Origin of the sequence: Petralouisia muris, assembly GCF_004793545.1 — a bacterium.
Lineage (GTDB): Bacteria > Bacillota > Clostridia > Lachnospirales > Lachnospiraceae > Petralouisia > Petralouisia muris.
In genome coordinates this window covers 1-21,954 of the sequence record NZ_SRYA01000031.1, presented here as the reverse complement: position 1 = coordinate 21,954, position 21,954 = coordinate 1, and the positions used below count along the sequence as shown (strand labels likewise).

Annotated in this window: 22 protein-coding genes and 1 pseudogene; 4 read left to right on the top strand and 19 right to left on the bottom strand. The window is 50.1% G+C overall.

Translation table 11 applies throughout. The features are described 5' to 3' along the window. Positions 1-14 precede the first annotated feature (14 nt). From E5329_RS15435 to E5329_RS15390, 7 genes are all read right to left on the bottom strand, one after another. Positions 15-1,691, bottom strand: a complete 1,677-nt coding sequence (locus E5329_RS15435; RefSeq protein ID WP_135990381.1) for a recombinase family protein — start codon at positions 1,689-1,691, stop codon at positions 15-17. Positions 1,692-1,791: 100 nt separating this feature from the next. Then, entirely contained in the window at positions 1,792-1,959 is a 168-nt protein-coding gene (locus E5329_RS15430; RefSeq protein ID WP_022621154.1) for a transposon-encoded TnpW family protein, read from the bottom strand. 474 nt (positions 1,960-2,433) lie between these two features. Beyond that, complete coding sequence (locus tag E5329_RS15415) at positions 2,434-2,694, bottom strand: helix-turn-helix domain-containing protein (protein WP_002590583.1); 261 nt, start codon at positions 2,692-2,694, stop codon at positions 2,434-2,436. Then, positions 2,675-3,106, bottom strand: a complete 432-nt coding sequence (locus E5329_RS15410) for an RNA polymerase sigma factor (protein ID WP_135990380.1) — start codon at positions 3,104-3,106, stop codon at positions 2,675-2,677. Before E5329_RS15410 ends, E5329_RS15415 begins: the two co-directional genes overlap by 20 nt. A 519-nt stretch (positions 3,107-3,625) precedes the next feature. Next, positions 3,626-5,311, bottom strand: coding sequence for an ABC transporter ATP-binding protein (locus tag E5329_RS15400; protein WP_135990379.1), 1,686 nt, complete (start codon positions 5,309-5,311; stop codon positions 3,626-3,628). A 14-nt stretch (positions 5,312-5,325) separates the two neighbouring features. Then, on the bottom strand, positions 5,326-5,565 hold the full coding sequence (locus E5329_RS15395) for a hypothetical protein (protein ID WP_135990378.1): 240 nt from the start codon (positions 5,563-5,565) through the stop codon (positions 5,326-5,328). A 108-nt stretch (positions 5,566-5,673) separates the two neighbouring features. Further along, the gene (locus E5329_RS15390; protein WP_135990377.1) at positions 5,674-6,321 is read right to left on the bottom strand and encodes a TetR/AcrR family transcriptional regulator; all 648 of its coding nucleotides are present in this window, start codon (positions 6,319-6,321) and stop codon (positions 5,674-5,676) included. Positions 6,322-6,510: 189 nt separating this feature from the next. On the opposite strand from E5329_RS15390, the gene E5329_RS15385 reads away from it, so the two are divergent. The 4 genes from E5329_RS15385 to E5329_RS15370 all read left to right on the top strand — a co-directional run bounded on the left by E5329_RS15385 (position 6,511) and on the right by E5329_RS15370 (position 9,075). Next, the gene (locus E5329_RS15385; protein ID WP_004607969.1) at positions 6,511-6,864 is read left to right on the top strand and encodes a helix-turn-helix transcriptional regulator; all 354 of its coding nucleotides are present in this window, start codon (positions 6,511-6,513) and stop codon (positions 6,862-6,864) included. Between the two features lie 257 nt (positions 6,865-7,121). Then, the gene (locus E5329_RS15380; RefSeq protein ID WP_135990376.1) at positions 7,122-7,451 is read left to right on the top strand and encodes a plasmid mobilization protein; all 330 of its coding nucleotides are present in this window, start codon (positions 7,122-7,124) and stop codon (positions 7,449-7,451) included. Beyond that, positions 7,412-8,758, top strand: coding sequence for a relaxase/mobilization nuclease domain-containing protein (locus E5329_RS15375; RefSeq protein WP_135990375.1), 1,347 nt, complete (start codon positions 7,412-7,414; stop codon positions 8,756-8,758). The genes E5329_RS15380 and E5329_RS15375 overlap by 40 nt, the downstream gene beginning before the upstream one ends. A 65-nt stretch (positions 8,759-8,823) precedes the next feature. Further along, positions 8,824-9,075 carry a helix-turn-helix domain-containing protein gene (locus E5329_RS15370; protein ID WP_002585088.1) on the top strand — a complete coding sequence of 84 codons (252 nt, stop codon included), beginning with the start codon at positions 8,824-8,826 and terminating at the stop codon, positions 9,073-9,075. 177 nt (positions 9,076-9,252) lie between these two features. On the opposite strand, the gene E5329_RS15365 is transcribed toward E5329_RS15370, so the two are convergent. The 12 genes and pseudogenes from E5329_RS15365 to E5329_RS15310 all read right to left on the bottom strand — a co-directional run. After that, positions 9,253-9,618, bottom strand: coding sequence for a cysteine-rich VLP domain-containing protein (locus tag E5329_RS15365; RefSeq protein WP_002585089.1), 366 nt, complete (start codon positions 9,616-9,618; stop codon positions 9,253-9,255). Beyond that, on the bottom strand, positions 9,615-9,827 hold the full coding sequence (locus E5329_RS15360; protein WP_004607965.1) for a transposon-transfer assisting family protein: 213 nt from the start codon (positions 9,825-9,827) through the stop codon (positions 9,615-9,617). The genes E5329_RS15365 and E5329_RS15360 overlap by 4 nt, the downstream gene beginning before the upstream one ends. Beyond that, entirely contained in the window at positions 9,824-10,777 is a 954-nt protein-coding gene (locus E5329_RS15355) for a hypothetical protein (protein WP_016289905.1), read from the bottom strand. The genes E5329_RS15360 and E5329_RS15355 overlap by 4 nt, the downstream gene beginning before the upstream one ends. A 3-nt stretch (positions 10,778-10,780) precedes the next feature. Continuing rightward, complete coding sequence (locus E5329_RS15350; protein ID WP_135990374.1) at positions 10,781-14,146, bottom strand: antirestriction protein ArdA; 3,366 nt, start codon at positions 14,144-14,146, stop codon at positions 10,781-10,783. A gap of 239 nt (positions 14,147-14,385) precedes the next feature. Then, entirely contained in the window at positions 14,386-16,470 is a 2,085-nt protein-coding gene (locus tag E5329_RS15345; RefSeq protein ID WP_135990373.1) for a DNA topoisomerase 3, read from the bottom strand. A gap of 66 nt (positions 16,471-16,536) precedes the next feature. Further along, entirely contained in the window at positions 16,537-17,211 is a 675-nt protein-coding gene (locus tag E5329_RS15340; RefSeq protein ID WP_135990372.1) for a hypothetical protein, read from the bottom strand. 67 nt (positions 17,212-17,278) lie between these two features. Next, positions 17,279-17,467: a hypothetical protein gene (locus tag E5329_RS15335; protein ID WP_004607959.1), complete on the bottom strand. Its 189-nt coding sequence runs from the start codon at positions 17,465-17,467 to the stop codon at positions 17,279-17,281. After that, positions 17,464-18,180: a DUF4366 domain-containing protein gene (locus tag E5329_RS15330; RefSeq protein WP_135990371.1), complete on the bottom strand. Its 717-nt coding sequence runs from the start codon at positions 18,178-18,180 to the stop codon at positions 17,464-17,466. Before E5329_RS15330 ends, E5329_RS15335 begins: the two co-directional genes overlap by 4 nt. Then, entirely contained in the window at positions 18,173-18,451 is a 279-nt protein-coding gene (locus E5329_RS15325; protein ID WP_002569175.1) for a DUF4315 family protein, read from the bottom strand. Before E5329_RS15325 ends, E5329_RS15330 begins: the two co-directional genes overlap by 8 nt. Before the next feature lie 42 nt (positions 18,452-18,493). Beyond that, the gene (locus E5329_RS15320; RefSeq protein ID WP_135990427.1) at positions 18,494-20,563 is read right to left on the bottom strand and encodes a C40 family peptidase; all 2,070 of its coding nucleotides are present in this window, start codon (positions 20,561-20,563) and stop codon (positions 18,494-18,496) included. Between the two features lie 25 nt (positions 20,564-20,588). Further along, positions 20,589-21,536 (bottom strand): DNA (cytosine-5-)-methyltransferase, encoded by a 948-nt coding sequence (gene dcm / locus E5329_RS15315; protein ID WP_135990370.1) that lies wholly within the window; start codon positions 21,534-21,536, stop codon positions 20,589-20,591. Beyond that, a pseudogene (locus tag E5329_RS15310) lies at positions 21,533-21,954 on the bottom strand (VirB4-like conjugal transfer ATPase, CD1110 family); the annotation flags it as partial. The pseudogene E5329_RS15310 and the gene dcm, both read right to left, overlap by 4 nt.

Genomic DNA, 21,954 nt, shown 5'->3' with positions numbered 1-21,954 from the left:
GACCACTCTGTATGTTAGATAGCATAACTCTTTACGTCGGCTCCTATCTGTCTGAAATAGGAGATACTTTCGGTAGGCTTGTCGCCTGTATCAACTCTGCCGACAAAGCTATAAAAGATTTCGATTTTGCGGGTGTTCGTTTCCTTATCCAGTTCGTGAATAAGAATACGGTCAATAAATTCATGGACGTTTTCGTAGGTCAGTTCGGTAATGGCGGTGTATCTGCGTACCAGTGCGACAAACCTTTTCACGTCCGCGCTGCGCTCGGTGGCGTTGTCGATTTCCTGTGACAGCTCCGCAATCCTCCGGGTCAGCGTCTTTTTTTCTTCATCATAGCCGGAAGTCAGAAAAGCAAACTGTTCATCTGAAAGTTTCCCTAAAGCGTTGTCCTCGTAGAGCTTGCGGAATAAGATGTTCAGCTCGTTAATACGGTTCTGCGCCTTGTCAAGCTCTTTCCGTTGTTGCGTCAGTGTCTTTTGTACTGCCTTTGCGCTGCACTCGTTGGCGGTCTGAATAAATTCCTGTTCATGCTCTTTCACATAAGACGTTACGCGCTGCAAGTCTGCAAGGACAAGTTCTTTTAATACGCTTTTGCGGATATAATGCGTAGTGCAGAGCATATCATTTCTTGCCCGGTTACGGTAGTTGCCGCAAGTGTAGGCGTGTTTCCGTTCAAGCGTCCCGGCTCCGCGTACCGCATACATTTTGTAGCCGCAGTCCCCGCAAAAGAGCAGCCCGGAAAACAGGTCAATTTCATCAACCTTTGTCGGGCGTTGCCGGGTGGCAATCCGCTTCTGTGCAAGTTCAAAGGTTTCTTCATCAATCAAAGGCTCGTGAGTGTTGGGGAAGAAATACCGTTTTTCCTCCGGGTTCTTCTTCGTCTTTTTCGACTTATAAGATACCTTGTAGGTTTTCCCGGTTATGGTATGCCCTAAATACTCTTTCCTTGTCAGAATGTCGTACAGCGTCTTGTCGGGCCAGTTGTACCATGCGTTGAGCTGTGGGCGGGGGTGGCGTTTGCTCCCTGTCCTGCGGTAGCGCAGTTCCCCGACGGTCAATATCTCATTGTCCCGCAGCCAGTTCTGGATTTCACACATACGGTCGCCCCGTACATACATTGCAAAAATCTGTTTTACAACGTGCGCCGTTTCCGGGTCGGGTATCAGATGATTGCGGTTATCCGGGTCAATAAGGTAGCCGTAAGGGGCTTCGCCGTTGACGCGCTCGCCTTTCTGCGCCTTTGCCTGTTTGACTGCCCGGATTTTCTTTGAAGTGTCGCGGGCGTAAAACTCGTTGAACCAGTTCCGCAGAGGGGTAAACTCGTTATCTTCCCTCGCTGTGTCTACACCGTCGTTAATGGCAATGTAGCGCACTTCATATTCGGGAAAGATAATCTCTATCAGCTCCCCGGTTTTCAGATAATTACGTCCCAGACGGGAGAGGTCTTTTGTTATGACGGTTGCCACGTTCCCGGCTTCAACCTCATGCAGCATGGCTTGAAGCCCCTCACGCTCAAAGCTCACGCCGGAAAATCCGTCGTCTACGAAAAAGCGCGTGTTGAAAAAGTGGTGTTCGTCAGCGTACTTTTGTAAAATCAGTTTTTGGTTCTGTATGCTCTCGCTTTCCCCGGCTTGCATATCTTCCTGGCTCAATCTGCAATATAAAGCGGTAATCTTGTCTGTCTGTAACATTTTGTCCTCCTTTCCGACGACAGACAAGCATGGTATTTGTACTGTCTATATTATACCACATACCGCTGCCTGTGTCATGTATAAAATGTGAAGAAACGCCCTATTTCCGGGCGTTTGCGGGGTTCAGCTCCATGTCTTTGCGAATGAGCTTCTTTATCTTTTTATCCAGTGTGTCCGTTGCGCGTTCACTTGCGGACGAACATACAAGGTAAGTAACTTTTCCGATTTTATGCTCCGTTGTGGTAACGGGCGTTTGGTTTTGCGTCAAAGAAAATCCCCCTTTCTTTCGCAAACATATAATACAGTCTATGAATAGCAGCAAGTCCACTATTCAAGAAAACAAAGGCTTTAATCGGACGGTTATCAGCATAACCTCATGGGAATTGCACCCCCGCATGGTTCTCATGCAGCCCTACCCATTGCCTGCGACGCTCTTAACGCTCGGACTGTGGCTGTAAGGAAGTATCATTGTATATTCTGCGCGTCGTCGCCCGCAAGCCGCTACACTTGCTTTCCGGCGCGGTGTTGGTCGCTCGGCTGTCCGGGCGGGGATAACCTCACCCGGATAGCGTCATGGCGCACCCACCGTATGGCTCGGCGCAAAAGGAACGTATCCGATTTGCCCTATGCTGCGCCGCCGTTATCTTGCGCCGCTTTCTTTGTCAAGGTTCAGAATGGCTTTGCTGCCGCGTCAGCAGCGGAACGGAAAAGGGGGAGAGAGAAAGCGTCCCGCCGCTGCGGTTTATTCCTCTGCCTTAAAGGTGAGGACAGCCATCATCAGTTTTGCTTGCAGCCGTTCCCGAATGTCGTGGTCTACGCCAAAATAGACGTTCCCGCGCTCGTCGTACAGCTTCCGCATGGAGAGGCGGGCTATGTAGCCGCTGAAATGCTGCAAGACAATCTTCATAGCGTCCGGGTCGCCCTTTGTCGCTGCCAAAATGACAGGATAGGGAACAAGGGCTTTTTCCGGGTAGCCGGGTTCGTTACCATTCGTCCCATTCATCAGCATTTTCCTCCAGATATTTTTTTAGCAGCTCAAAAGAGCTTGTCCGCCTGTACTGTATCGTGCTTCTCGACGTATCGAACAGCTCCGCAATCTCGGTGTCGTTCATTCCCTCGAAATAGTACAGGAGTACGGCTTTGCGCTTTTCTTCCGGCAAAGTACGGATTGCTTCAAGAAGCAGCTTCGGCGTGATTTTCTTCCCGGCTCTTTCAAAGGCGGTTTCCCCTTTGAAATATTCATCAAAGGTATGAAGCTGCCGCGCTTCTTCTAAGGTCAAGTCGGAAAAGGTAATCTCCCTTGCCTTATGCCTGTGCAGCTCTTTGTGAGCGTCACACGCTTCATTGTGCAGTACCGTATTACAAAACTTCTGGAAAGCGCACTGTTTTATAAACTCCCTGCGATTAGGTTCCACATTCTCACCCCCTTTCTCGTTGGAAAGTTGGTGGTGCTTCCCCCTTTTCGCGGGGCAATACTGCCTTTTGAAAAAAACGCCGAAGATTTTCGGATTTTTTTCAAAAAATTTTTTGAGCAGCAAAATACGCCTGTCCGAAAAGCCCGGACAGGCGTAAGGGTATTGTAAGCGGTATTCAGATGATTAGACAGTTCATATTGATAGACGTAGTTTTCCCCGGCGGTGGTCGGGCTTTTTTTGATGTGTCAATGACCGTCGGATTTTGTCGATATGGTATGTGCTTCATGGCGGCTACCTCCTTTAGCCGCCGCTTTCAACAGTGATACCGCGTCATTTCTTGAGAAGATAAAAAGAAACGGCGGCTTTGATATTTCAAAACCGCCGATAGATTAGATATTGCGTAAAAAGGCATACAAAAATATCTGCTCCTCTAACGGTTTTTTTCTTTCCCCGTTAGGGGAGCAGATAATAGTATTTAAGGATTGTGTACGGTTCAAAGAAACTTTCCCCTAAAGATACCTACTTCTTTAGTTGATAGAAGTCATAAAATGCAGCGTGTTTAGTAATAAGTTCTTCAAATGTGCCATGTTCAATTATTTTGCCGTCTGCCATAAATACAATTTCGTCATAGAGTGTAAGAATATCGCTGCTCATATTATGAGTGATAGTAAGTAGCGTTAAATCAGATATTGCCAATAGCCTGCTTTCAATATCATACGCAGTTTGCATATCAATAGCAGACGTACCCTCGTCTAAAATCAACAGTGGCTTCTTACGAATTAAGGCTCTTGCTACGGCAATTCTTTGTTTCTGTCCGCCGGAAAGGTTATCTCCATTTTCTCCAACGTGATATTTAAGTCCGTTTGGTACTTGCTCAATAAACTGTGATAAACCACTATCAGACAATACGGATTGCAATTCTTCTTTACTGAAATCTTCGTGTAGGCAAATATTGTCAAAAATGCTCTCATCAAACATATAAACATTCTGATGAATGACCGACGATAGCGCAGTTATTTTATCAATGTCCAAAACGGAAAGACTATCTGCGTCATATAGTACATCACCTTTGAAATTAGAGTAATATCCGGCAATCAGCTTAATAAATGTAGACTTTCCACACCCACTCTTGCCGACAAAAGCATATTTTTTTCCTTTATCAATGGATAGTGAAATACCGTTTAAGACTTCGTTTTCCTTATCATAGGAAAAATGCAAATCATCTACATAAATCATTTTTTTGAAAGAGGGTGATTTTTTTGTATTTGTGTTCTGTTCCTTGTAATCTGAAAGGTTATTTAGCTTCTGTGTAATTGGTTTTATACTCTTGATTTTGGGAATATTGCTAAATATAATCAATAATGGATTTGCAAGGTTACTGCTTACCTGTACCATGCCTAACAAGGCTCCTGCACTGATACGACCAATGATAATGAAGTATGCAGAAAGAAAAACAACAACCACTTGAACAAGAAGCGCAAGCACCATAGAAACCGCTTCATTTGCCGCAATCGCCTTGTCAACAGAATATTTTGCTTTTATAGTGTCCTCGTTACTTATTTCAAATCGTGAGAGAACATATTTTTTCATTCGATAAGACTTGATAACCTCAAAACCGGATAACAGGTCTTTTACATGGTTTGTAAAATCGGATAGCATATCAGAATATTTATCCTGTCGTTTGGAGAGTAGTCCTCCGAATAGACTGGGTACAACAAGCATGATAGCGATTGCGATAATCACGCAGACTGTAACGATAATGTCAAAGTAAATCATTACAGCAAGGGAAGCTATAAAAATAATCGTATACTGGATAACTTGCAACAGGGGCAGTAAATAGTTATCTTCAATCATTTTTACATCATTCGTAATTGCGGATAAATAATCAGCAGTATTATTTTTAGAGTAGTCCTCAATCGTGTGCCGTTCAATTCCTATAAAGGTTTTAGAACGGACAGCTTTCATAATTTTACAGACAAATTTTTTGCTAAACAAAGATTGCAGGTACATGAATACTCCCATAAGTGTAAAGTAAGCTAAAGAAAAGAGTAGTATTCTGATAAAGCCGTCCATATCGCCCATATCTACAATATCCATAACTTGTTGCAATAAGATAGCAATAAATACATAAGATAGAGAACTGATTGCAGTAAATAATGCGGTAAGGAAAAGCAAGAATTTGTATTGTTTTAAGTATCGTATCATATAGCGGTGTCCTCCTATTTTCTGTTAAAAAGTAAATCGCAGACAAGTCCTACTGCCCCTAAACCAAACAGGCAGGTGGCGGCTGATTTATAGCCTTTTTCGGATAAATGTGCAGCCCCTATCATCAGTCCGATTTCTGCCGTAGCAGATATAGACTTGGATACAATGCGGAATGACCGCTTTTTCCATGCTTCATTTGCGACAACTTCAATTTTGTTTGCAGCATTTTCGATTTTTTGGTCTAAGTTTGACATAGTATTCTCCTTTCATACATTAAGACGGTATGTATATGCTTAAAAATAATACCTTACGAATGAATGTATAGTTTGAAAATAAAACTGCCTTTTGCAAGGCAATTTTATCTACTTGGCTACGTTTAAGTGTTCAAAGTAATTCTGTGCCATACCGAAAATTTCATCATCAATAATCGGCAAGTTCATACTATCTAACAAATATTTGATAAATGCAAACTTTGAAAGCAGTTCTTCCGGGGTTGCAGGATAGACAGAGGGAATTAACCAAAAATTTGTAAGTAATGGCAAAAGTTCAGATAGTTCTTTTGCATACTCGGTTTGGATAGAGCCGTCCTCTATTCCCTCTTGAATAAGCTGCAACCAAAGAGGGGCAATCAATTTCCTGTTTGTATCAGCCAGTTCAGCCAACAAGCGGGGATTTTTCAAAAGAGGAATACTCTGTTTTCCAAGTTCAGTCCTATCATTATCTGCGTGGTTTAACTTAATGACTTCACGCATTTTTTCTAAACCATTTAGGTTTTTCTGATTTTGTACGGTAACAAATGGATTGTTGTCAAAAAAGAGTTTCCCCCCTAATGCGTCAATAATTTCCTCTTTTGACTTGAAATGATGATAAATTGCTCCTTTCGTCAGTCCGCCAAGTTCATTTACAATATCTTGAATCGTTGTATTGTCGTACCCCTTTTCCATGAATAACCGCTGTGACACTTCTAATATCTTCTCAACGGTTATTTCTGGATATTTATTACGCGCCATGTATCTACCACCTTCCATTTCATTCGTTTGGTATGTATTATATTCTTTTTGCGTCTGCTTGTCAAGATACATTCAGCCGGTATTTAATTGCAAGGCAGAAAAATATGATTTATTTTAGCTAACTAATAGAACTGCGTAGACATATTCAAAAGCAAAGGAGAACAGTAAAATGTAACAGGGTGAATAACTATGGCAAAAAGACCAGTACCGAAATACGATTTCAAGGCTTTTGGGGCAGCGATAAAGGCGGCGCGGACAGGGCGCAAGGAGAGCCGCAAGAAAGTGAGCGACGAAATGTTTATCTCGCCGCGCTACCTTGCGAACATTGAGAACAAGGGGCAGCACCCAAGTTTACAGATTTTCTTTGAGCTTATGCTCCGCTACAATATATCCGTAGACCAGTTTCTTTTGGAAACGCCGCCAGAGAAGAACACGCAGCGGCGGCAGCTTGACGCGCTTCTTGACGGTATGAGCGATACAGGCATACGGATTGTGAGCGCAACGGCAAAGGAGATAGCGGAAGTCGAAACAGAGGGCAGATAAGAGGTGTCCGTCAGAATTGAATAAGGTTTAGAGAGCGTTGTAATCTTTTTTTGAGGATTGCAGCGTTTTTCTTTTGCGGAAGTTTGGCAAAACCGGGCATAGCTCCGTAGTAAGGCATAAGGGATAAAAACATTCGTAGCAAGCATAGGAAGCGGGTACCCACTTCCGTATTTTCCCCCTCCCGCGCTGCGGCGCGTCGGTTGAAAATTGCTTGTTGGGACGTGTCCCAAACCCTCGGAACGGAAAGGAGCGAATACATGAACGGACGCAAAAGAACGGTGCAAATCAAATTCAGAGTGACGGAAGCGGAACGGGATTTAATACTGGAAAAAATGAAGCTCGTACCCACCCGGAACATGGCGGCATATCTGCGGAAGATTGCCATTGACGGGTATATCATTCAGATAGACCATGCCGATATAAAGGCAATGACCGTAGAGATACAGAAAATCGGTGTCAACGTCAACCAGATAGCACGCCGCGTAAACGCGACGGGGAACGCATACCAAGAGGACATAGAGGAAATAAAGGGGGTGCTTGCGGAGATATGGCGGTTACAAAGATTAAGCCTGTTAAAAGCACCCTAAGCAAAGCCCTTGACTATATCGAAAACCCGGACAAGACGGACGGGAAAATGCTCATATCCTCTTTCGGCTGCTCCTATGAAACGGCAGATATTGAGTTCGGCTATACCCTGTCGCAAGCACTGGATAAGGGCAACAATTTAGCCTTTCACTTGATACAGTCCTTTGCACCGGGGGAAGTGGACTATGAGAAAGCCCACGAAATCGGGAAGCAGCTTGCCGACGCGGTAACAAAGGGGCAGCATGAATATGTACTCACGACGCACATTGACAAAGGACACGTCCACAATCACATTATTTTCTGCGCCGTAAATTTCGTAGACCACCACAAATACAATTCCAACAAAAGGAGCTATTACGGCATACGGAACATGAGCGACAAGCTGTGCCGGGAAAATGGCTTGTCCGTCGTTGTTCCCGGCAAGGGCAGCAAGGGAAAAAGCTATGCAGAGTACCAGGCAGAAAAGACGGGTACAAGTTGGAAAGGCAAGCTAAAAACCGCCCTTGACGCGCTTATCCCCCAAGTTTCCAGTTTTGAGGAATTGTTGCAGCGGTTACAGGCGGCGGGCTATGAGATAAAGCCGGGGAAATATGTATCATGCCGCGCCCCCGGACAGGAACGCTTCACCCGCCTTAAAACCCTCGGCGCAGACTATACAGAGGAAGCCATAAGGGAACGGATAGCGGGCAGACGGACAAAAGCGGTGAAAGCTCCCAGAGAACAGCGCGGCGTGTCGCTGCTTATCGACATTGAGAACAGTATCAAGGCGGCGCAGAGCAAGGGCTATGAACAGTGGGCGAAAATCCATAATCTGAAACAGGCAGCTAAAACAATGAATTTCTTGACGGAACATAAGATTGAGCAGTACGCAGATTTAGTCAGCCGGATTGAGGAAATGGCAGCGGAAAGCAGACAGGCGGCAGACGCATTGAAGAACGCCGAAAAGCGGCTTGCGGATATGGCGGTGCTTATCAAGAATGTTTCCACCTACCAAAAGACAAAGCCCGTCTATGACGCATACCGCAAGGCAAAAAACAGGGAAAAATACCGCGCCGGACAGGAACAGGCAATTATCCTCCATGAAGCCGCCGCAAGGTCGCTGAAAGCGGCGGGCATTGCGAAGCTCCCGAACCTCGCCGCGCTGCAAGCGGAGTATGAAGCCCTCCAAACGCAGAAAGAAGCCCTTTACGCCGACTATGGGAAGCTGAAAAAGAAAGTCCGGGAATATGATATTATCAAGCAGAACATTGACAGCATTTTACAGGCAGACAGGCAGCCGGAACGTGAAAAGGGAACAGAGCGCGGATAAGGATAGCAAAATCCCCGCCGCTGTGCTATGATAAGGCTATCAAATACAGACAGGAGCGTTGAAGCATGGAAAACCAGAAAATGCCGGAATATGAAACCATACGCGCCGCCGTCGCCGGGGAAAAATGGGCGGTGGAGAAAGTCGTGGAGTGCTACAAGGACGAAATCGACAGGCTATCGACGGTAGCGGTCAGACAGCCGGACGGAAGCACGAAACAGGAAATCAACGAAGATATGCGCCAGTCTATCACAAAGAAGTTGATAGAAGCCCTCCCGCAGTTCCCGCTTGAAGAAATGGAAAAGGGAAATGTCAGATAGGCAAAAAAAGAACAGGGCGCGGAAGCCAGTATATGACTTCCGCGCCCTGTCTTTTTATGGGTGCTGCTTTCGTGAATGTTACGCAGTAGAACGCCATTTTCGGGGGTAAAGGTATAAAGTATCGCCTGTCCGATTTTCACGCCCGGAAAGCCCTGTAAATCAAGGGATTTTCCGCACCTACTGCGTAACAGGGGCGCGTCTTTTCCTCATGCGCTCGGCGGCTTGTCTGCGGGTGATACGCTTCCGGCAGACGGGGCAGTATTTGACACTGTTAGAGGTTGACGCAAAGAACGCGCCGCACTCGGTACATTTCTTCTTATCCCCTGTCTGGTAAAGCTCCGCATAGAGCAGCCTGTCGGCGGGAAGCACCGCAACCCGGAACCACTTGCAGAGAAGCGAATAGGAAATGAGCTGCGGACATACGCACTCGTCCCCGTCGTCCAGTAAGATACAGTTCCCGTTATCATAGTTGCAGCACGTCCGGCGCACAAGGGCGTTGACTTTCCGGCTCTGGGGCGGCGTCAGCCGCTTAACCCCGTTCATACTTCATCAGCGGCGTAAATGGGAAGCTCCGCAAATTCCGCTTCGGTCAAAGCGTCCACTTTGGAAAGGGTGCGCTTTGCAAGCTCCCGCATATCCGCGTCCATGTAGGGCAGCGCGGCGTTGACATTCTCAATCAAAGCCCGCTTGCCGCCCTCGTTGTAAATGCTCAAAAGGTTTGTTTCTTCAACAGTCAGTCTAATCATGCTCATACCTCCATATCGTGATTTTTTGTTTTCGCCGCCGCCTTTTTCGGGGCGGTCTTTGCCTTGTCCGCTTTAAGCTGCGCCCGGATAGAGGGGCGGGGCTTCCTTATCTCCCTGTCCCGGTTCTCCCCCTTGTCAATCAGCGCATACGTCCCATGTCTGCCCTCGATTTTGGAAAAGGAAAGTGTCTTGTAGGGCAGCATGGAGAAAAGGCGGTCAGTGTCCTTTGTGGCTGCAAGCCGCATGAACGCCGGGGAAAGCTCTGCCATGAAATGGGTCTTGTTCGGGCTATTCGGCTCATAGTGCCGCTTCATTTCCCGCACAATGCGCCGCGCTTCCGTTTCAATCAGCCCGTCCCGCAAGGCTGTGATATGCGCCTTGAAGTCCCCCGGTGGAAGCTGCTCCCGGCTGCGCCGTTCTTCCTGTAAGAGTGATTGCAGCGCGTCCGGGTCGTCGGGTAGGGCTTCAAAGCGTTCAAACTTCCCAAGCTGCGGGTCTGGGTTGCCGTTGAAGAACCGTCCGGCGGGTATCTCCCTTTCCCCTCGCTCATAAATCAGCTTCACCGTATCGGCGGGCAGCTCATTTTCCTTGACGCGCTCATAATGTTTAGCGTAGTCCAGTTCGTACAGATTGCCCTTAATTTTCCCGCGCTCCTTTCCCGTCAGCTCGATTGCATAGGCAAGGACGCGGTCGCTTGTCTGCTCCATGTAGAAACGCCATGTGTTGTGGGGCGCGGTGTCTTTGAGGAAAACGTCGCGCTCCCGGAAACAGTGCGTCCCGGACGGGCGGCAGAACCACAAAAGGGTCTTGTCCTCCCTGTTGGGGCTTGCCGCCGCCTTTGCGATAATCTCTTTGTCAATGTCTAAGTCGCTCTGGTAAAAGCCTGTGTTCTGCTTCATAATCGCTTCAAGGGAAGCGAACAAATCCACGTTTTCAAATTTACTCTGTTCCGGCATGGGTCAGCTCCTTTCCAAGTCCTGTGACTTCTGCTTTGCGTTTTTCTTCTGCGCCTTTTCCTTGTCGGCTCTAAGCTGCGCCCGGATAGAGGGTTTCTTTTCCGGCTTCGCCCCTTTGCCGCGCTCCTTGTCGGCTTTGACAGCGTTAGCCAGGTCAACAAGGGAAATCTGCTCGCCCGCCTTTACCTTTGCTTCCAGTTCGTCAACGGTGGGGGTGTTGTTGATGATACCGTCAATCATGTTTCCGTTCTGCTCTATGGTCTGCTCGGCGGTTTTCAAGGGATTGTCCCGCTGCGCCTGTTCTGCGGCAACGGCAAACGCCCGCGTCCCATTCCCCATAATCAGATACTTTCCGTCGTCCGACTGGTGGTGAAAGCCATATCCGGCGGCTTCTATCTGCTCCCGGCTCATGGCGGTTACATGGAACGTCCCCCTCGGTGTCTTGACGGTTTCGCCCGTTTCCAAGTCGTCCGGGGTAAGCTGTTTCTGCTCCTGTAAAAACTCCGGCACTTGCCGGAAGCCTACACTGTCAACGAAATGCGCCGCGTCCTGTCCGTCCTGATGAAGCACTACCACGTCCGAAACGGAAAGGCTGTGTCCCCTAAAATCTTTGGGGTGGTCGATATTGAAGCGGGTATAAATATCTTCAAGGGAAGTTTCCGGCGCAAGGGGTGCGGAATAGACAAGCTCATAGTTCGCCCTGTCAACCACATTCCCCGCCGCCTGCAGGCGGTCGTAAGGCTCAAAGCGGAAATCCCTTGTTTCGTCCCCGCCCTTTATCTGGTAAATGGAAAAGGTGTCTTTGTCCTGTCCGGCGGTCTGCGCCGTTTCCTGTGCCTTTGCGTAGAGCTGCTTCACGTCGCCCTCGGTCAGCTCGCCGCTTTTGAGCTGCCCCATAAGCTCGCGGCATTTCTCCGGCGTTCCCGTATAAAGCACGTCGCCCATTTTCGCCCGCCCGTTCTCCTGTGTCACATAGGCTTGCAAGAGGTAGCTGTTTTCCCGGCTGTCGCTGTAAGGGTTTCGGCGCACTCTGTAAATCGTTTCCGGGGTAAAGGCTTCTTTCGGGGCTGCGCCCGCCTTTTCCTGTGCGCCGGATTTTCCCGGTGCGGCTGCTTCCGGCTTCTCTTTCCCGGCTGTATCTGCCTTTGCCGGGGCTTCCGGCTGCGGCTGTTCTTTCGGGGCTGCCTTTTCCTCTCTGGTGGGCTGCTCCTGTCCGGCGGTCTGCTCCTTGTCCTGTGCCTTTTGCAGCTCCGCAAGATTTTCGTCTATTGAATTGATAATCTCGGCGGCTGCGCTGCGTATCGTTTCAAGGGAGCTTTTCAGCTCGGACAGCTCCCGCCCGCTGCTCCACCCGGCGACGTAGCCGAAAGAGTAGTCCGACGTGTCAAGCCCGTAATGTTGGCAGACGGTATAGGCGACGCTTTCCGCTTCGACTTCGCGGGTGCGGCGGTCAACGCGGGGCTGCTCGTCCTTTGGCGCGTTGAGGTCAATGTCGTGCAGCTTCGCATGGGCGATTTCGTGAATGGCGGTCTTTAAGGTCTGCAATTCGCTCATGCCCTCGTTGATAGCAATGCGCTTGTCCTCCAAGTGGTAGTAGCCATGAGAGCCGCCCCCGATATTCTCAAAGGCAATAGGAACGGGGGAAGTCTTTTCAAGGGCTGCGAAAAAGTCCTTGTAGCGGTCAACGTCGCCCGTCAGCTCGTCAACGGCAATATCCGGCAGCTCCTTTCCCTCGGTCTGGGAAACGTCAAAGACTGATACCACCTTGTAGGCGGGTATGGTGACTTCCTTTTCCTCGGTGACGGGCTTTCCGTCCTTGCCGATTATGGGCTTCTGTGTGTGCGGGTCGATTTTCTGCATTTCCTGTTTGATTTTATAGGGCGACGGGGCAATGATTTTAATTCCCTTTTGCCCTTTCATCACGTTTCGCTCAAAGTTGTTCTTCCAAGCGGAAAAGCCCGCCACAAGGGAAGCGTCCGGCTTCTGCATGGCGATAAGGACGGTGTTTCGGAAGCTGTAATTATGGAATTTTGACATGACTTTCAGATATTCCTTGTAACGCTCGCTGTCAAAGAGTTCCGTAATACCCTGTTCCAGACGGTCGGTAATCTCTTTTAATTTCTCGGCGGGCTTCTCGCTCGTCAACACGATAGGGATAACCGGGCGCGGCTCCTGTGGCTGCTCTGCGGTCTGTGCGGTTCTCTGTCCCGGCGCGGCTGCGTCCATTTCTACCTTTTCCGGGTCGGGGCGTGACCGCTGCGGGGGCTGCGGCGTTACCCGGTATTCCTGTGGAACGTCGCGCCCGTCGTACCATTCTGTAAAGGTGTTGCGGTTGTTGTAGATATAGCCCTTTTCGGTAAACATACCGTCGTCGTTAATGGAAGCGTCCCGCCCGTATTCCTCATACATGAAATACCGTTTCACTTCGTCGGACAGCTCCGGTTCTTCCAGTTCATCAACCAGATAATGCCCGTATTCTTCTTCGTTGTGGACGGACGGATAAAGCCAGTAGCAGTCAAGGTTTTGTGCAAGGTTGATGATGTCCTGTAAACTGTCGGCATGGTCGCCGTATTCAATGGCTGCAATGAATTTCTCCCGGTCGTCGTCAAACTGCATTTCCAAGAGCTTTCCTAAATAGTTCAGCTCGTCGGGGTGGGAATACTCGCTTAAATGTTCCGTCAAGCCGGGGATAGTGGATTGAAATTCTGTGAAATGCCATTCCTCATAGTGCTTGAAGTCAATCCCGATACGGTCAAAGACTTCTTTCAGATGTTCAGCAGTCGTGGGGAACGTCACCCATTCGCCCGCGGGTCTGCCCTCGGTGTACTTTCCAAGATTGGAAAGATAGCCGCTTAAAATCGGTTCTGCCATTTGTTCGCTCCTTTCTTTTTCAGTCATGCGGTGCATAAGCTCAAAATCCTCAATGCTCATGCTCCCGTCAAATACATAGGGGTTAAAATCCTCCCCGTCCCGGTAGGGCTTTTCGGAAAAGGGAAGCCCCGCTTCATGGGCGGCTGCCCTCGCTTCCTCGATAACCTCCGGGGGAAGCCTGTCGTCATGCGCCCCGATAAAACCGTCAATGTCGTTCATGCTGTTTTCATAGTGGTAGCGCACTCCGGCGGTCAGCTCGTCAAGGCTCATGTCCTCGCCTAAATGCCCGCAGTAATAGCCGTTTAAGATAACGGCGGCGGGGTCGGTGCTTTTGATTTCCTCTAACCGGCTCCTGTCCTCCGGGTAGAGGGTGTCGTCCATATCAAGATGAAAATATTCCGCGTTCCATGAACGTCCCTGTTTCCAGAACGCCACCCATGCGATACCGTCCCTAAGCTCGTCTTGATAGTCCTTTACGGTGTCCCGTAAACTTGCCATAAATGAAAACCTCCTTTCTCTGCGTCAGCGTCACAAGCTGCATTTTTTGGCTGCATAGCCTACTACGGTACACCCGCATTTCTGCCAAAGATTTATGAAAATTTTCAGAGGGTGAAGCCCTCCGCAAAAAGAGGGTTTGGGAAACTTCCCAACAAGCAAAATCCCCGTCCGGCGCGTCAGCGGCAGGACAGGGATTTACGGAAGTGGGTACCCGCTTCCTATGCTTGCTATTCAAGTTTTTAGTTCTTCTGTACTTCGATACGGTAGTTGACGTATTTCCCGCCAGTATCGGCTAAAACGATAGTTCCGTCGTAGGTCTTGCCTGTTTTCGGGGAGTAGAGCTTCTTCACATTCGCCTTGCCGGATTTAAGGAGCGCGGCGGCAATCTTCGCGGAAAAAGCGGTCTTGCGTTCCTCGAAAAAGCGGTCATTCTTCCACATGACAAAGGCACATTCTTTGTTGCTGCAATAATAGTTTTTCTTCCCCTCATGGACGGGGGAACCGCAACGGGGGCATTTGCCGATAGATGGCTTTTCCTCTCTGAACAAGCCCTTTTTCCCGTCCAGTGCGGCGGCGTGTGTCTGCACAAGCTCCCGCGCCATAGCTTCAATGCCGGACAGAAATTCGCCGGGGTCTGCGGCTCCCTTTGCTATCTGCGTCAGATTGTTTTCCCATTCTGCGGTAAGCTGCGGGGAAGTCAGCATATCCGGCAGCACTGATATAAGGGCGGCTCCGTTCTGCGTGGGGACAAGCTGCTTGCCCTTGCGCTCCGCAAAGCCGCCCTTTACCAGTTTTTCAATGACGGCGGCGCGGGTGGCGGGGGTGCCAAGCCCCCGGCGTTCCGCGTCCGGGTCGGTGTCCCCGTTCCCGGCTCGCTCCATAGCAGAGAGAAGCGACGCTTCGCTGTGGGGCTTCGGCGGCGTTGTGGTATGCTCCGTTACCTTTGCGGCGGGGTTTTCAAAGCCCTGTCCCTCGGAAAGCTCCGGCAGCGTCACGCCCTCATTTTCTCCGTCCTCCGGGTCGGGCTTTTGTTTCAGCGTCGCCCGGTATCTGCGTTCAAGCTCTTTCCAACCCTCCGAAAGTACCGTCTTTCCCCGCGCCGTAAACTCTGTATCAGCGCATGAGAAAACCGCCGTAACCGCTTCATAGACGTGCGGCTCGGCGGTGGCAAAAAGCAGACGCGCTCCCGCAAGGGTGAGGATATTTTTCTCGCTTTCCGGCAGCGCGTCCGGGTCAGCCTTTGCAAGCTCTATAGTGGGAATGATTGCGTGGTGGTCTGATACTTTTTTACTGTCTAATACCTTTGCAACCTCCGGCGTGAAGTCCGCGCCCGCCATAAAGGGGAGCTTTTCGCAGAGCAGCGCGATAATGTCCGCTGCGGTGCCGCCCATGTCGTCAGTAAGAAAGCTGCTGTCCGTCCTCGGATAGGTAAGCAGTCTTTTTTCATAAAGGGCTTGTGCAAGGTCAAGGGTCTGCTTCGCGGTGTAGCCGAAAATGCGGTTCGCTTCCCGCTGCAAAGAGGTAAGGTCAAAGAGCTTCGGCGGGGCTGCGGTTTTCTTCTCTCTGGTGAGGGAAACGCATACCGCCGTTTGTGTTTCGCAAGCCCCTTTCAGCGCGGCGGCTTCTGCCTTGTCTGAAATCCTTTCGCTTGCCGCTTCCGCGCCGGATAAATCAAGGCGCACATGATAATATTTTTCTTTCTGGAAATGGGAGATAGCCGCGTCCCGGTCGGTAAGCATTTTTAAGGTCGGGGTCTGGACGCGCCCCACGTTCAAAGTCTTTCCATACAGGCAGGAGAAAAGCCGGGTGGCGTTAATGCCGATAAGCCAGTCAGCCTTTGCGCGGCAGAGGGCAGACGCAAAGAGCGCGTCATAGTCCCGCCCGTCTTTGAGGGAAGCAAAGCCCGCCTTGATTGCCCCGTCCTCCATTGAGGAAATCCACAAGCGGCACATGGGCTTCTTGCAGCCCGCCGCTTCGTAGACAAAGCGGAAAATCAATTCTCCCTCGCGCCCCGCGTCACACGCATTTACCACTTCGGAAACGTCGGCGCGGTGCATAAGCTCTTTTAGGGTTTTGAATTGCTTCCCCTTGTCCGGGTCAACGGTGTACTGCCATTCCTCCGGCAGAATGGGTAAGCTCTCAAAACTCCATTTTTTATATTGCTCCCCGTAGGCGGCAGCTTCCGCAAGTTGTACCAAATGCCCGACGCACCATGAAATGAGGTAGCCGCCGCCCTCGATATATCCGTCTTTCTTTTCCTTAACGCCAAGCGCGGCGGCGATAGTCTGCGCCACGCTCGGCTTTTCTGCGATAATTAAAATCAAATAAAAATCCTCCTTTGGGGTAAAATAAAAGAGTAGCCATTTTCGGCTACTCTTTAAATGGATTGTCTATTGATAGTCTTGAATAAATACTAAAAATTCATCTCCATATTTTGTAGTTCTTTTTGCTCTTGCACGTTCTTTTGAAACGGGTGTGTCAAAATCTATTATGCTTATTAAACTGTCTGAACAAAGTTGTCCTGTAATATGCTTTACAAATATAGTATCATCTGCAAAACAGGGCATTTTCTCAACAATTCCCTTTATAGGGTGTTCTGTTCCGCCAATTACACGAGTTGTTACCATACCTCTCCTAATAACATTGTCATTCTCATTGTAATTATTTTGTGAAAAGTATTTTAGTAACATGATATGGCTTAATGTGTAGCTGTCAAGCAATGACAAGTAAAAAAGTTTTTTATCCGTTGATATGTCTATGTTATTTGCAGAAGAATAAAGTGCATTAGCAAAAAGTTCTTGCTTTTCTTTCTGATATGCTCTCATTGCTCCCATAGTAGCAACTTGAATACAAGAATAGAAAGCCTCATCTTGTGCTAATTCATCTATTGAACGTGGTATTTTTTCTAATACTTCCTCAACTTTTAACTTCCACTCATTCATTCGCTTGTCAGCAATATATCCTTGTGCCAAACTTATATATTCGGCTAAAAAACCACCTCCGGGGAATAATGATACAGCTCCCTTTCCTGTTGCAATTAAAGCGTCTGTTAATTTATTTCCCATTTCATCATCTCCTTTGCTATATGGTAAACATTCTACCATACAAAAAGGAATTTTTCCACATTTCCTTTCAGCGTTCCGGCTCGCTTGCCTTTTTCTCCTGTACCTGTTTCAGACAGTAGCCCACACAAGGGAGCTGCCCTTTGTACGGACAGGAAGCGCAAGCCGGGGAATGGGGAACGGGCGGCGCATTGTCACGCCGCCCGCCCGGTCTTTGTATCATCATCTTTTCAAAGGGATTGTCGGTAAACAGGGTCATGCTTCCTCGTCCTCCTGTTCTTCATCACAAAGCCCGTCCCCCTCGTCCGGCTCCGGCTCGTCCTCGTCGTAGTCGTCAAAATCGAAATCTTCAAGGTCGGTGCCGCCCTTGACGCTCTGCTTCGGCTTCATAAACTTAAAATAATAGAACGCGCCCCCGCCGCCAAGAAGTGCCACGACAAGGAAAAGCACAAGCCCGCCCGCATTGCCTTTTTCTTTGGGCGGCTCCGTCGGTTCCTCGGTTTCCGGCTCCGCTTCCTTGCCGCTGCAAGCGGTTATGTTGTCCTTGCAGACGGGGCAGCTCACATTTACCTTTCCGGCTTCGCATTTATCGGTGCAACTGCAAACGACGGGCGGGGCTGCTTCGGTGCTTCCGTCCTCCATAAGTGCCATAAGGTCGGCTTCGTCCACTTGATTAAGGAAATGTACGGTATCCTCGCCCTCGTCGTCCCGGTCAATGAGGATATAAAAGTAATTGCCGTTTTTGGTCGTTACGGTGATAAGCTGCTTGTTGCCGCCGAAATCGTCTACAAGGGTCGCGTTCCCGTCCGGGGTAAGGGGTTCTTCCTTTTGGGGTTCCTCGTAGACAACGCCGCTGTCGTCAGTAGCGTCCTGTCCCTCCGGGGTCTGTGCAAAGGCGGTGACGGAAAAGCCGCCCGTCAGCATGAGGGCGGCGCAAAGTGCGGTCAAGGTTCTAAGGATTTTTTTATTCATTCTCGGTGTCCTCCATTTCTTCGGTGTCGTGGTCTGCGGGTTCTGCGGGGTAACCCGGCGCGGCTTCCATGCCCGGAATACCGCCCCCGGAAAGCATAGCGGAAAGCTCATGCGGGGAAAGGCGCATGGAGCGCACAAGCTGTACGATTTGCAGGTTTTCCGCTTCGGTTTTCTGCGCTTCAAGCCCCCGCAGCCTGTTCTGGTACTCGGTGATTTTCTCGCGGGTCTTTGCAATCTCCTTGTCGATACGTTCAATTTTGTTCATAGCCATAAATCAATTTCTCCTTTCAGATTTTCAGTGTTATGTTTGTTTTTAGTTCCAGTTCATCAGCCCGTAGCCCTTGATACAGGAGTAATTGACGGGGTAGCTCTTTATCTTGCAGGCGTCGCCGGAATTGCCCTCGACGGTATAGACGCGCTCCCCGTCCGTCCCGATAACAAGCCCCACATGGTCTGCGCTCCCGTCCCCGTCCCAGTCGAAAAAGATAGCGTCGCCGGGGGCGATATTCTCATAGCCCCTCGCGCCCCATTGCCCGCGTGACTGGAACCAGGGTACGCCCTGTGACTGGCACCCGGCAAAGCGCGGCTCGCTTTTCCCGGCTTGATTGTAGCACCATGAAACAAAACAGGCGCACCATTCGACGCGGCTGTTAAATCCGTACCAGCTCCAAAAGGGTCGCCCGCCTACGTTGCCGACTTGCCGCTTCGCAAGGTCTACAACGGCAGTGTTGCCGGGGCGTGTGCCGTTTACAAGCTGTACGCCGCTTAAATCCTCGGACGCGCCCATATCGGGGGAGCCGCCGCCGAAAATCAGCGGTTTGTTGCCGCTTGTTTCCAGATAGACGCGGTACATTTCAAGCTGCTGTGGCGTTAGAAGTTCCTCCGCAATCTCGGAAATGGGCTTGTTCGTCAGCTTCACGTTGAGGATATGGTACTCGTAGGGTACTTCCTCGGTGGTCGTTTCCCCGGTTTCCGGGTCTGTGCTTGTTTCTGTGCGGTAGCGGATTTCCGTTTCTTCCGTCAGCGTCAAAGTGTACTGCATGGCAAAGACGCGGTTTAGCTCTGCCTGTGCGCTCTGCGGGGTATAGGTCTGTAAAAGTGCGGTGAGGTAGGACGCTAACTCATGGGGGTTATGCCCGATACTGTCAAGGTCATAGCGGTATTCGTCATAGCCGGGGTGGGTGCTTTCGATATTGTCAATCTGCTGCTGAAGCTCGTTTTCCTTTGCGGCGTAATTATTTTCCGTCGCCACAAGGTCGCTGTCCTCCGACGTGTAGGAAGTCCCAAGTATGCCGTTCATCAAGCCGGAGAACATGGAGCCGCAAGAGGAAAGCCCCGCCGATACCATGATGAATAAGAGCAGCGCGGCAATGGCGATACATACGCCCGCCGGGTGCCGCCCTACAAAAGCGATTGCCTTTTTTGTTTCCTCGGCGGTCTTTTTTGCCGCTTTGCGGGTGTTCTCTGCGGCTTTCTGCGCCGTTTTTGCGCCGCCTTTCCTTGCCGCCTTTGCATACTGCCGCTTGATTTGCTGCTTCTGCATGAAGCGGGAAAGGGGATTGCCCGCAATCTGCGGATTGTCATGTAGGGATTTATGGTACTGGAAATCCACATTCGCCTTGAACGCCGCTTTCTCTGCCTTTGCCGCCGCCCGGTAAGGTTTCAGCTTGTGGCTGTGGTAGCCCTCCTTGACTTTCCGCGCCCCGTACTTTACGCCGCGCTCTGCCAGTTCTTCGGATTTGTGCGCCCCCTCAACGCCGGAATTGTCCTTTTCAACGGAATGTATCTTGTTGTGGACGAAAATACCCGCTTCCTGTGCGGGGCGGGATAGCGGGTTATTGTGGGGCTTATTCTTTCCTATGGGCTTTTCCCGTTCATCAAAATGTAGGCGGGTCTTGCCTTTCCCGGTGGCTTCATCAAAGGTGCGCTCCCGTACAAGTTTCTTTTCTTTGGGGATAGCCGCCTTTGCTGCGTCCAGACGGTCGGCTGCTTTGTCCGATTTTCGGATATATTTTTCAAGCTCCGGCGTTGCCCGTTCCTCGTCGGTAAACTGCAAACGGGAAGATTTTTCTTTTGCTGTGGCTTCTGCCTGTGCTTTCCTCGCCGCTTTTTTACTCGCCTTTCTGGTACGCGCCCCGTCGATACGCTCCAAGACGCGCTCGGCTGCTGCGGTGTCCTGTTCCCGTTCTGCCCCCGGCGCATGGGGAAGCGGCGGCGCGTCGGCTGTGGGCGCGGGAGCTGTGCCGCCCGGTAGGGGCTGCGCTGCCTGTTCCGGCGGCTGCGGTGCCTCGGTCTTTGCAAAGTCCGCGTCCCTTATCCGCTTGCTGATACGTTTCTTTTTCCCGGTGGCGGCGTTTACCTCGACAGCCCCCTCGCGGGTCATTTTCAGCATGGTCTTGTCACTGGATTTATACTGTTTCATGGTCTGCCACCTCCTTTTCCCAGACGCACCATTCCGAACATTTCCCGGTTTCCATGTCCGCGATATATTTTAAGATTGGGTAAACCTGTGCCGGCACTACGGCGTTCCCAAGCGTTTTTAGGCGTTTTGACCTGTCCTTTGTGTTCGGGGACAGCCGGGGAATATCCGTAGGCTCTATGCACCAGAGGATATTTCCGTCCACCCCTGTGGGAAGCCCATCAGCCATTCCACCCATTCCGGGTTGAAGCGCAGGGACGGGTCTGTTACCGGCGTCAGAAAATAGATTGTTTCCGAAAGCCCCGCCGACCAGTACCTCCCGTCCCGCTTCTTCCGGCGGAACGCCCCGTTTGGGGATATGCTTATCCGTTCCGTCCTTGTCCTTGAGCCTGTGTCGGCGGCAAGGGGAGTAGGAAACATCAATCCCCACGATAAAAGTTCGCTTGCGTTCATGCCATGCGCCGACGGCACAAGCAGGAAGTACGAATGTCCAAACAGCATATCCCGCTTTTGCCAGGTCAATGAGCGTTTTGTGGAACCCCATATTGATGAAGTTAGCAACATTTTCGCCAAGCACATAATGGGGCCGGAGTTCGTTAATGACGCGGCACATTTCCGGCCAGAGGTAGCGGGTGTCCTCAAACCCCTTTTTTGGCCCGATACTGGAAAAGGGCTGGCATGGGAAGCCGCCGGAGAGCAGCGTGAGTTCTTTTTTTCCTGTCCGTTCATAGAAAGCCTCCTTTGTCAGAGTGTGTATATCTCTGAAACGTGGAACGTCCGGCCAGTGCTTTTCCAATACTGCGGTTGGGTAATCCGCCCATTCGCACTGGCAGACGGTTGTGAAGCCTGCGGCTTCGGCGGCTATGTCTATGCCGCCTATCCCGGTAAACAGGCTTAAATGTGTCAGTGGTTTTATATTTTTTTCGTTTTTTATCATGCTTCGCCCACTTCCTCCGGCTTCGTCGTCATTACCCGGTAAAGCTCGGTGTCTTTCGGGAAGCGGTCTACAAAGGGCAGCACCACGTTCCCGTAGAAGATAAGCCCCTCGCCCGCTTCGGTGTGGGTGACATATTTCATCTGCTGCGGGGAAATGTTGAGCTGCTTTGCAAGGATAGCCCGGTCGCCCGCCGCCTGATTGAGCATGAGGACAAAATCAGAGTTTTCAAAGATATTCTCCACTTCGCGGGAAGCAAGCAAATCTTTGACGTTCTGCGTAATGGCTGTGGGTATGCCGCCCCATTTACGGAAACGCTTCCAAATCTCCACGCTGTACGCGGCGGTCTGTTCCTCTTTCAAGAGAAATAGCGATAGGTAATCCTTTGATGTTATCTCCGGATTTTCCCCCGCTCTAAACC

Excerpts from the sequence above, each read along its gene's own strand:
- E5329_RS15435 (WP_135990381.1), bottom strand. The coding sequence starts at position 1,691 with ATGTTACAGACAGACAAGATTACCGCTTTATATTGCAGATTGAGCCAG.
- E5329_RS15415 (WP_002590583.1), bottom strand. The coding sequence starts at position 2,694 with ATGAATGGGACGAATGGTAACGAACCCGGCTACCCGGAAAAAGCCCTT.
- E5329_RS15400 (WP_135990379.1), bottom strand. The coding sequence starts at position 5,311 with ATGATACGATACTTAAAACAATACAAATTCTTGCTTTTCCTTACCGCA.
- E5329_RS15395 (WP_135990378.1), bottom strand. The coding sequence starts at position 5,565 with ATGTCAAACTTAGACCAAAAAATCGAAAATGCTGCAAACAAAATTGAA.
- E5329_RS15390 (WP_135990377.1), bottom strand. The coding sequence starts at position 6,321 with ATGGCGCGTAATAAATATCCAGAAATAACCGTTGAGAAGATATTAGAA.
- E5329_RS15385 (WP_004607969.1), top strand. The coding sequence starts at position 6,511 with ATGGCAAAAAGACCAGTACCGAAATACGATTTCAAGGCTTTTGGGGCA.
- E5329_RS15380 (WP_135990376.1), top strand. The coding sequence starts at position 7,122 with ATGAACGGACGCAAAAGAACGGTGCAAATCAAATTCAGAGTGACGGAA.
- E5329_RS15375 (WP_135990375.1), top strand. The coding sequence starts at position 7,412 with ATGGCGGTTACAAAGATTAAGCCTGTTAAAAGCACCCTAAGCAAAGCC.
- E5329_RS15370 (WP_002585088.1), top strand. The coding sequence starts at position 8,824 with ATGGAAAACCAGAAAATGCCGGAATATGAAACCATACGCGCCGCCGTC.
- E5329_RS15365 (WP_002585089.1), bottom strand. The coding sequence starts at position 9,618 with ATGAACGGGGTTAAGCGGCTGACGCCGCCCCAGAGCCGGAAAGTCAAC.
- E5329_RS15360 (WP_004607965.1), bottom strand. The coding sequence starts at position 9,827 with ATGAGCATGATTAGACTGACTGTTGAAGAAACAAACCTTTTGAGCATT.
- E5329_RS15355 (WP_016289905.1), bottom strand. The coding sequence starts at position 10,777 with ATGCCGGAACAGAGTAAATTTGAAAACGTGGATTTGTTCGCTTCCCTT.
- E5329_RS15350 (WP_135990374.1), bottom strand. The coding sequence starts at position 14,146 with ATGGCAAGTTTACGGGACACCGTAAAGGACTATCAAGACGAGCTTAGG.
- E5329_RS15340 (WP_135990372.1), bottom strand. The coding sequence starts at position 17,211 with ATGGGAAATAAATTAACAGACGCTTTAATTGCAACAGGAAAGGGAGCT.
- E5329_RS15335 (WP_004607959.1), bottom strand. The coding sequence starts at position 17,467 with ATGACCCTGTTTACCGACAATCCCTTTGAAAAGATGATGATACAAAGA.
- E5329_RS15330 (WP_135990371.1), bottom strand. The coding sequence starts at position 18,180 with ATGAATAAAAAAATCCTTAGAACCTTGACCGCACTTTGCGCCGCCCTC.
- E5329_RS15325 (WP_002569175.1), bottom strand. The coding sequence starts at position 18,451 with ATGGCTATGAACAAAATTGAACGTATCGACAAGGAGATTGCAAAGACC.
- E5329_RS15320 (WP_135990427.1), bottom strand. The coding sequence starts at position 20,563 with ATGACCCGCGAGGGGGCTGTCGAGGTAAACGCCGCCACCGGGAAAAAG.
- dcm (WP_135990370.1), bottom strand. The coding sequence starts at position 21,536 with ATGATAAAAAACGAAAAAAATATAAAACCACTGACACATTTAAGCCTG.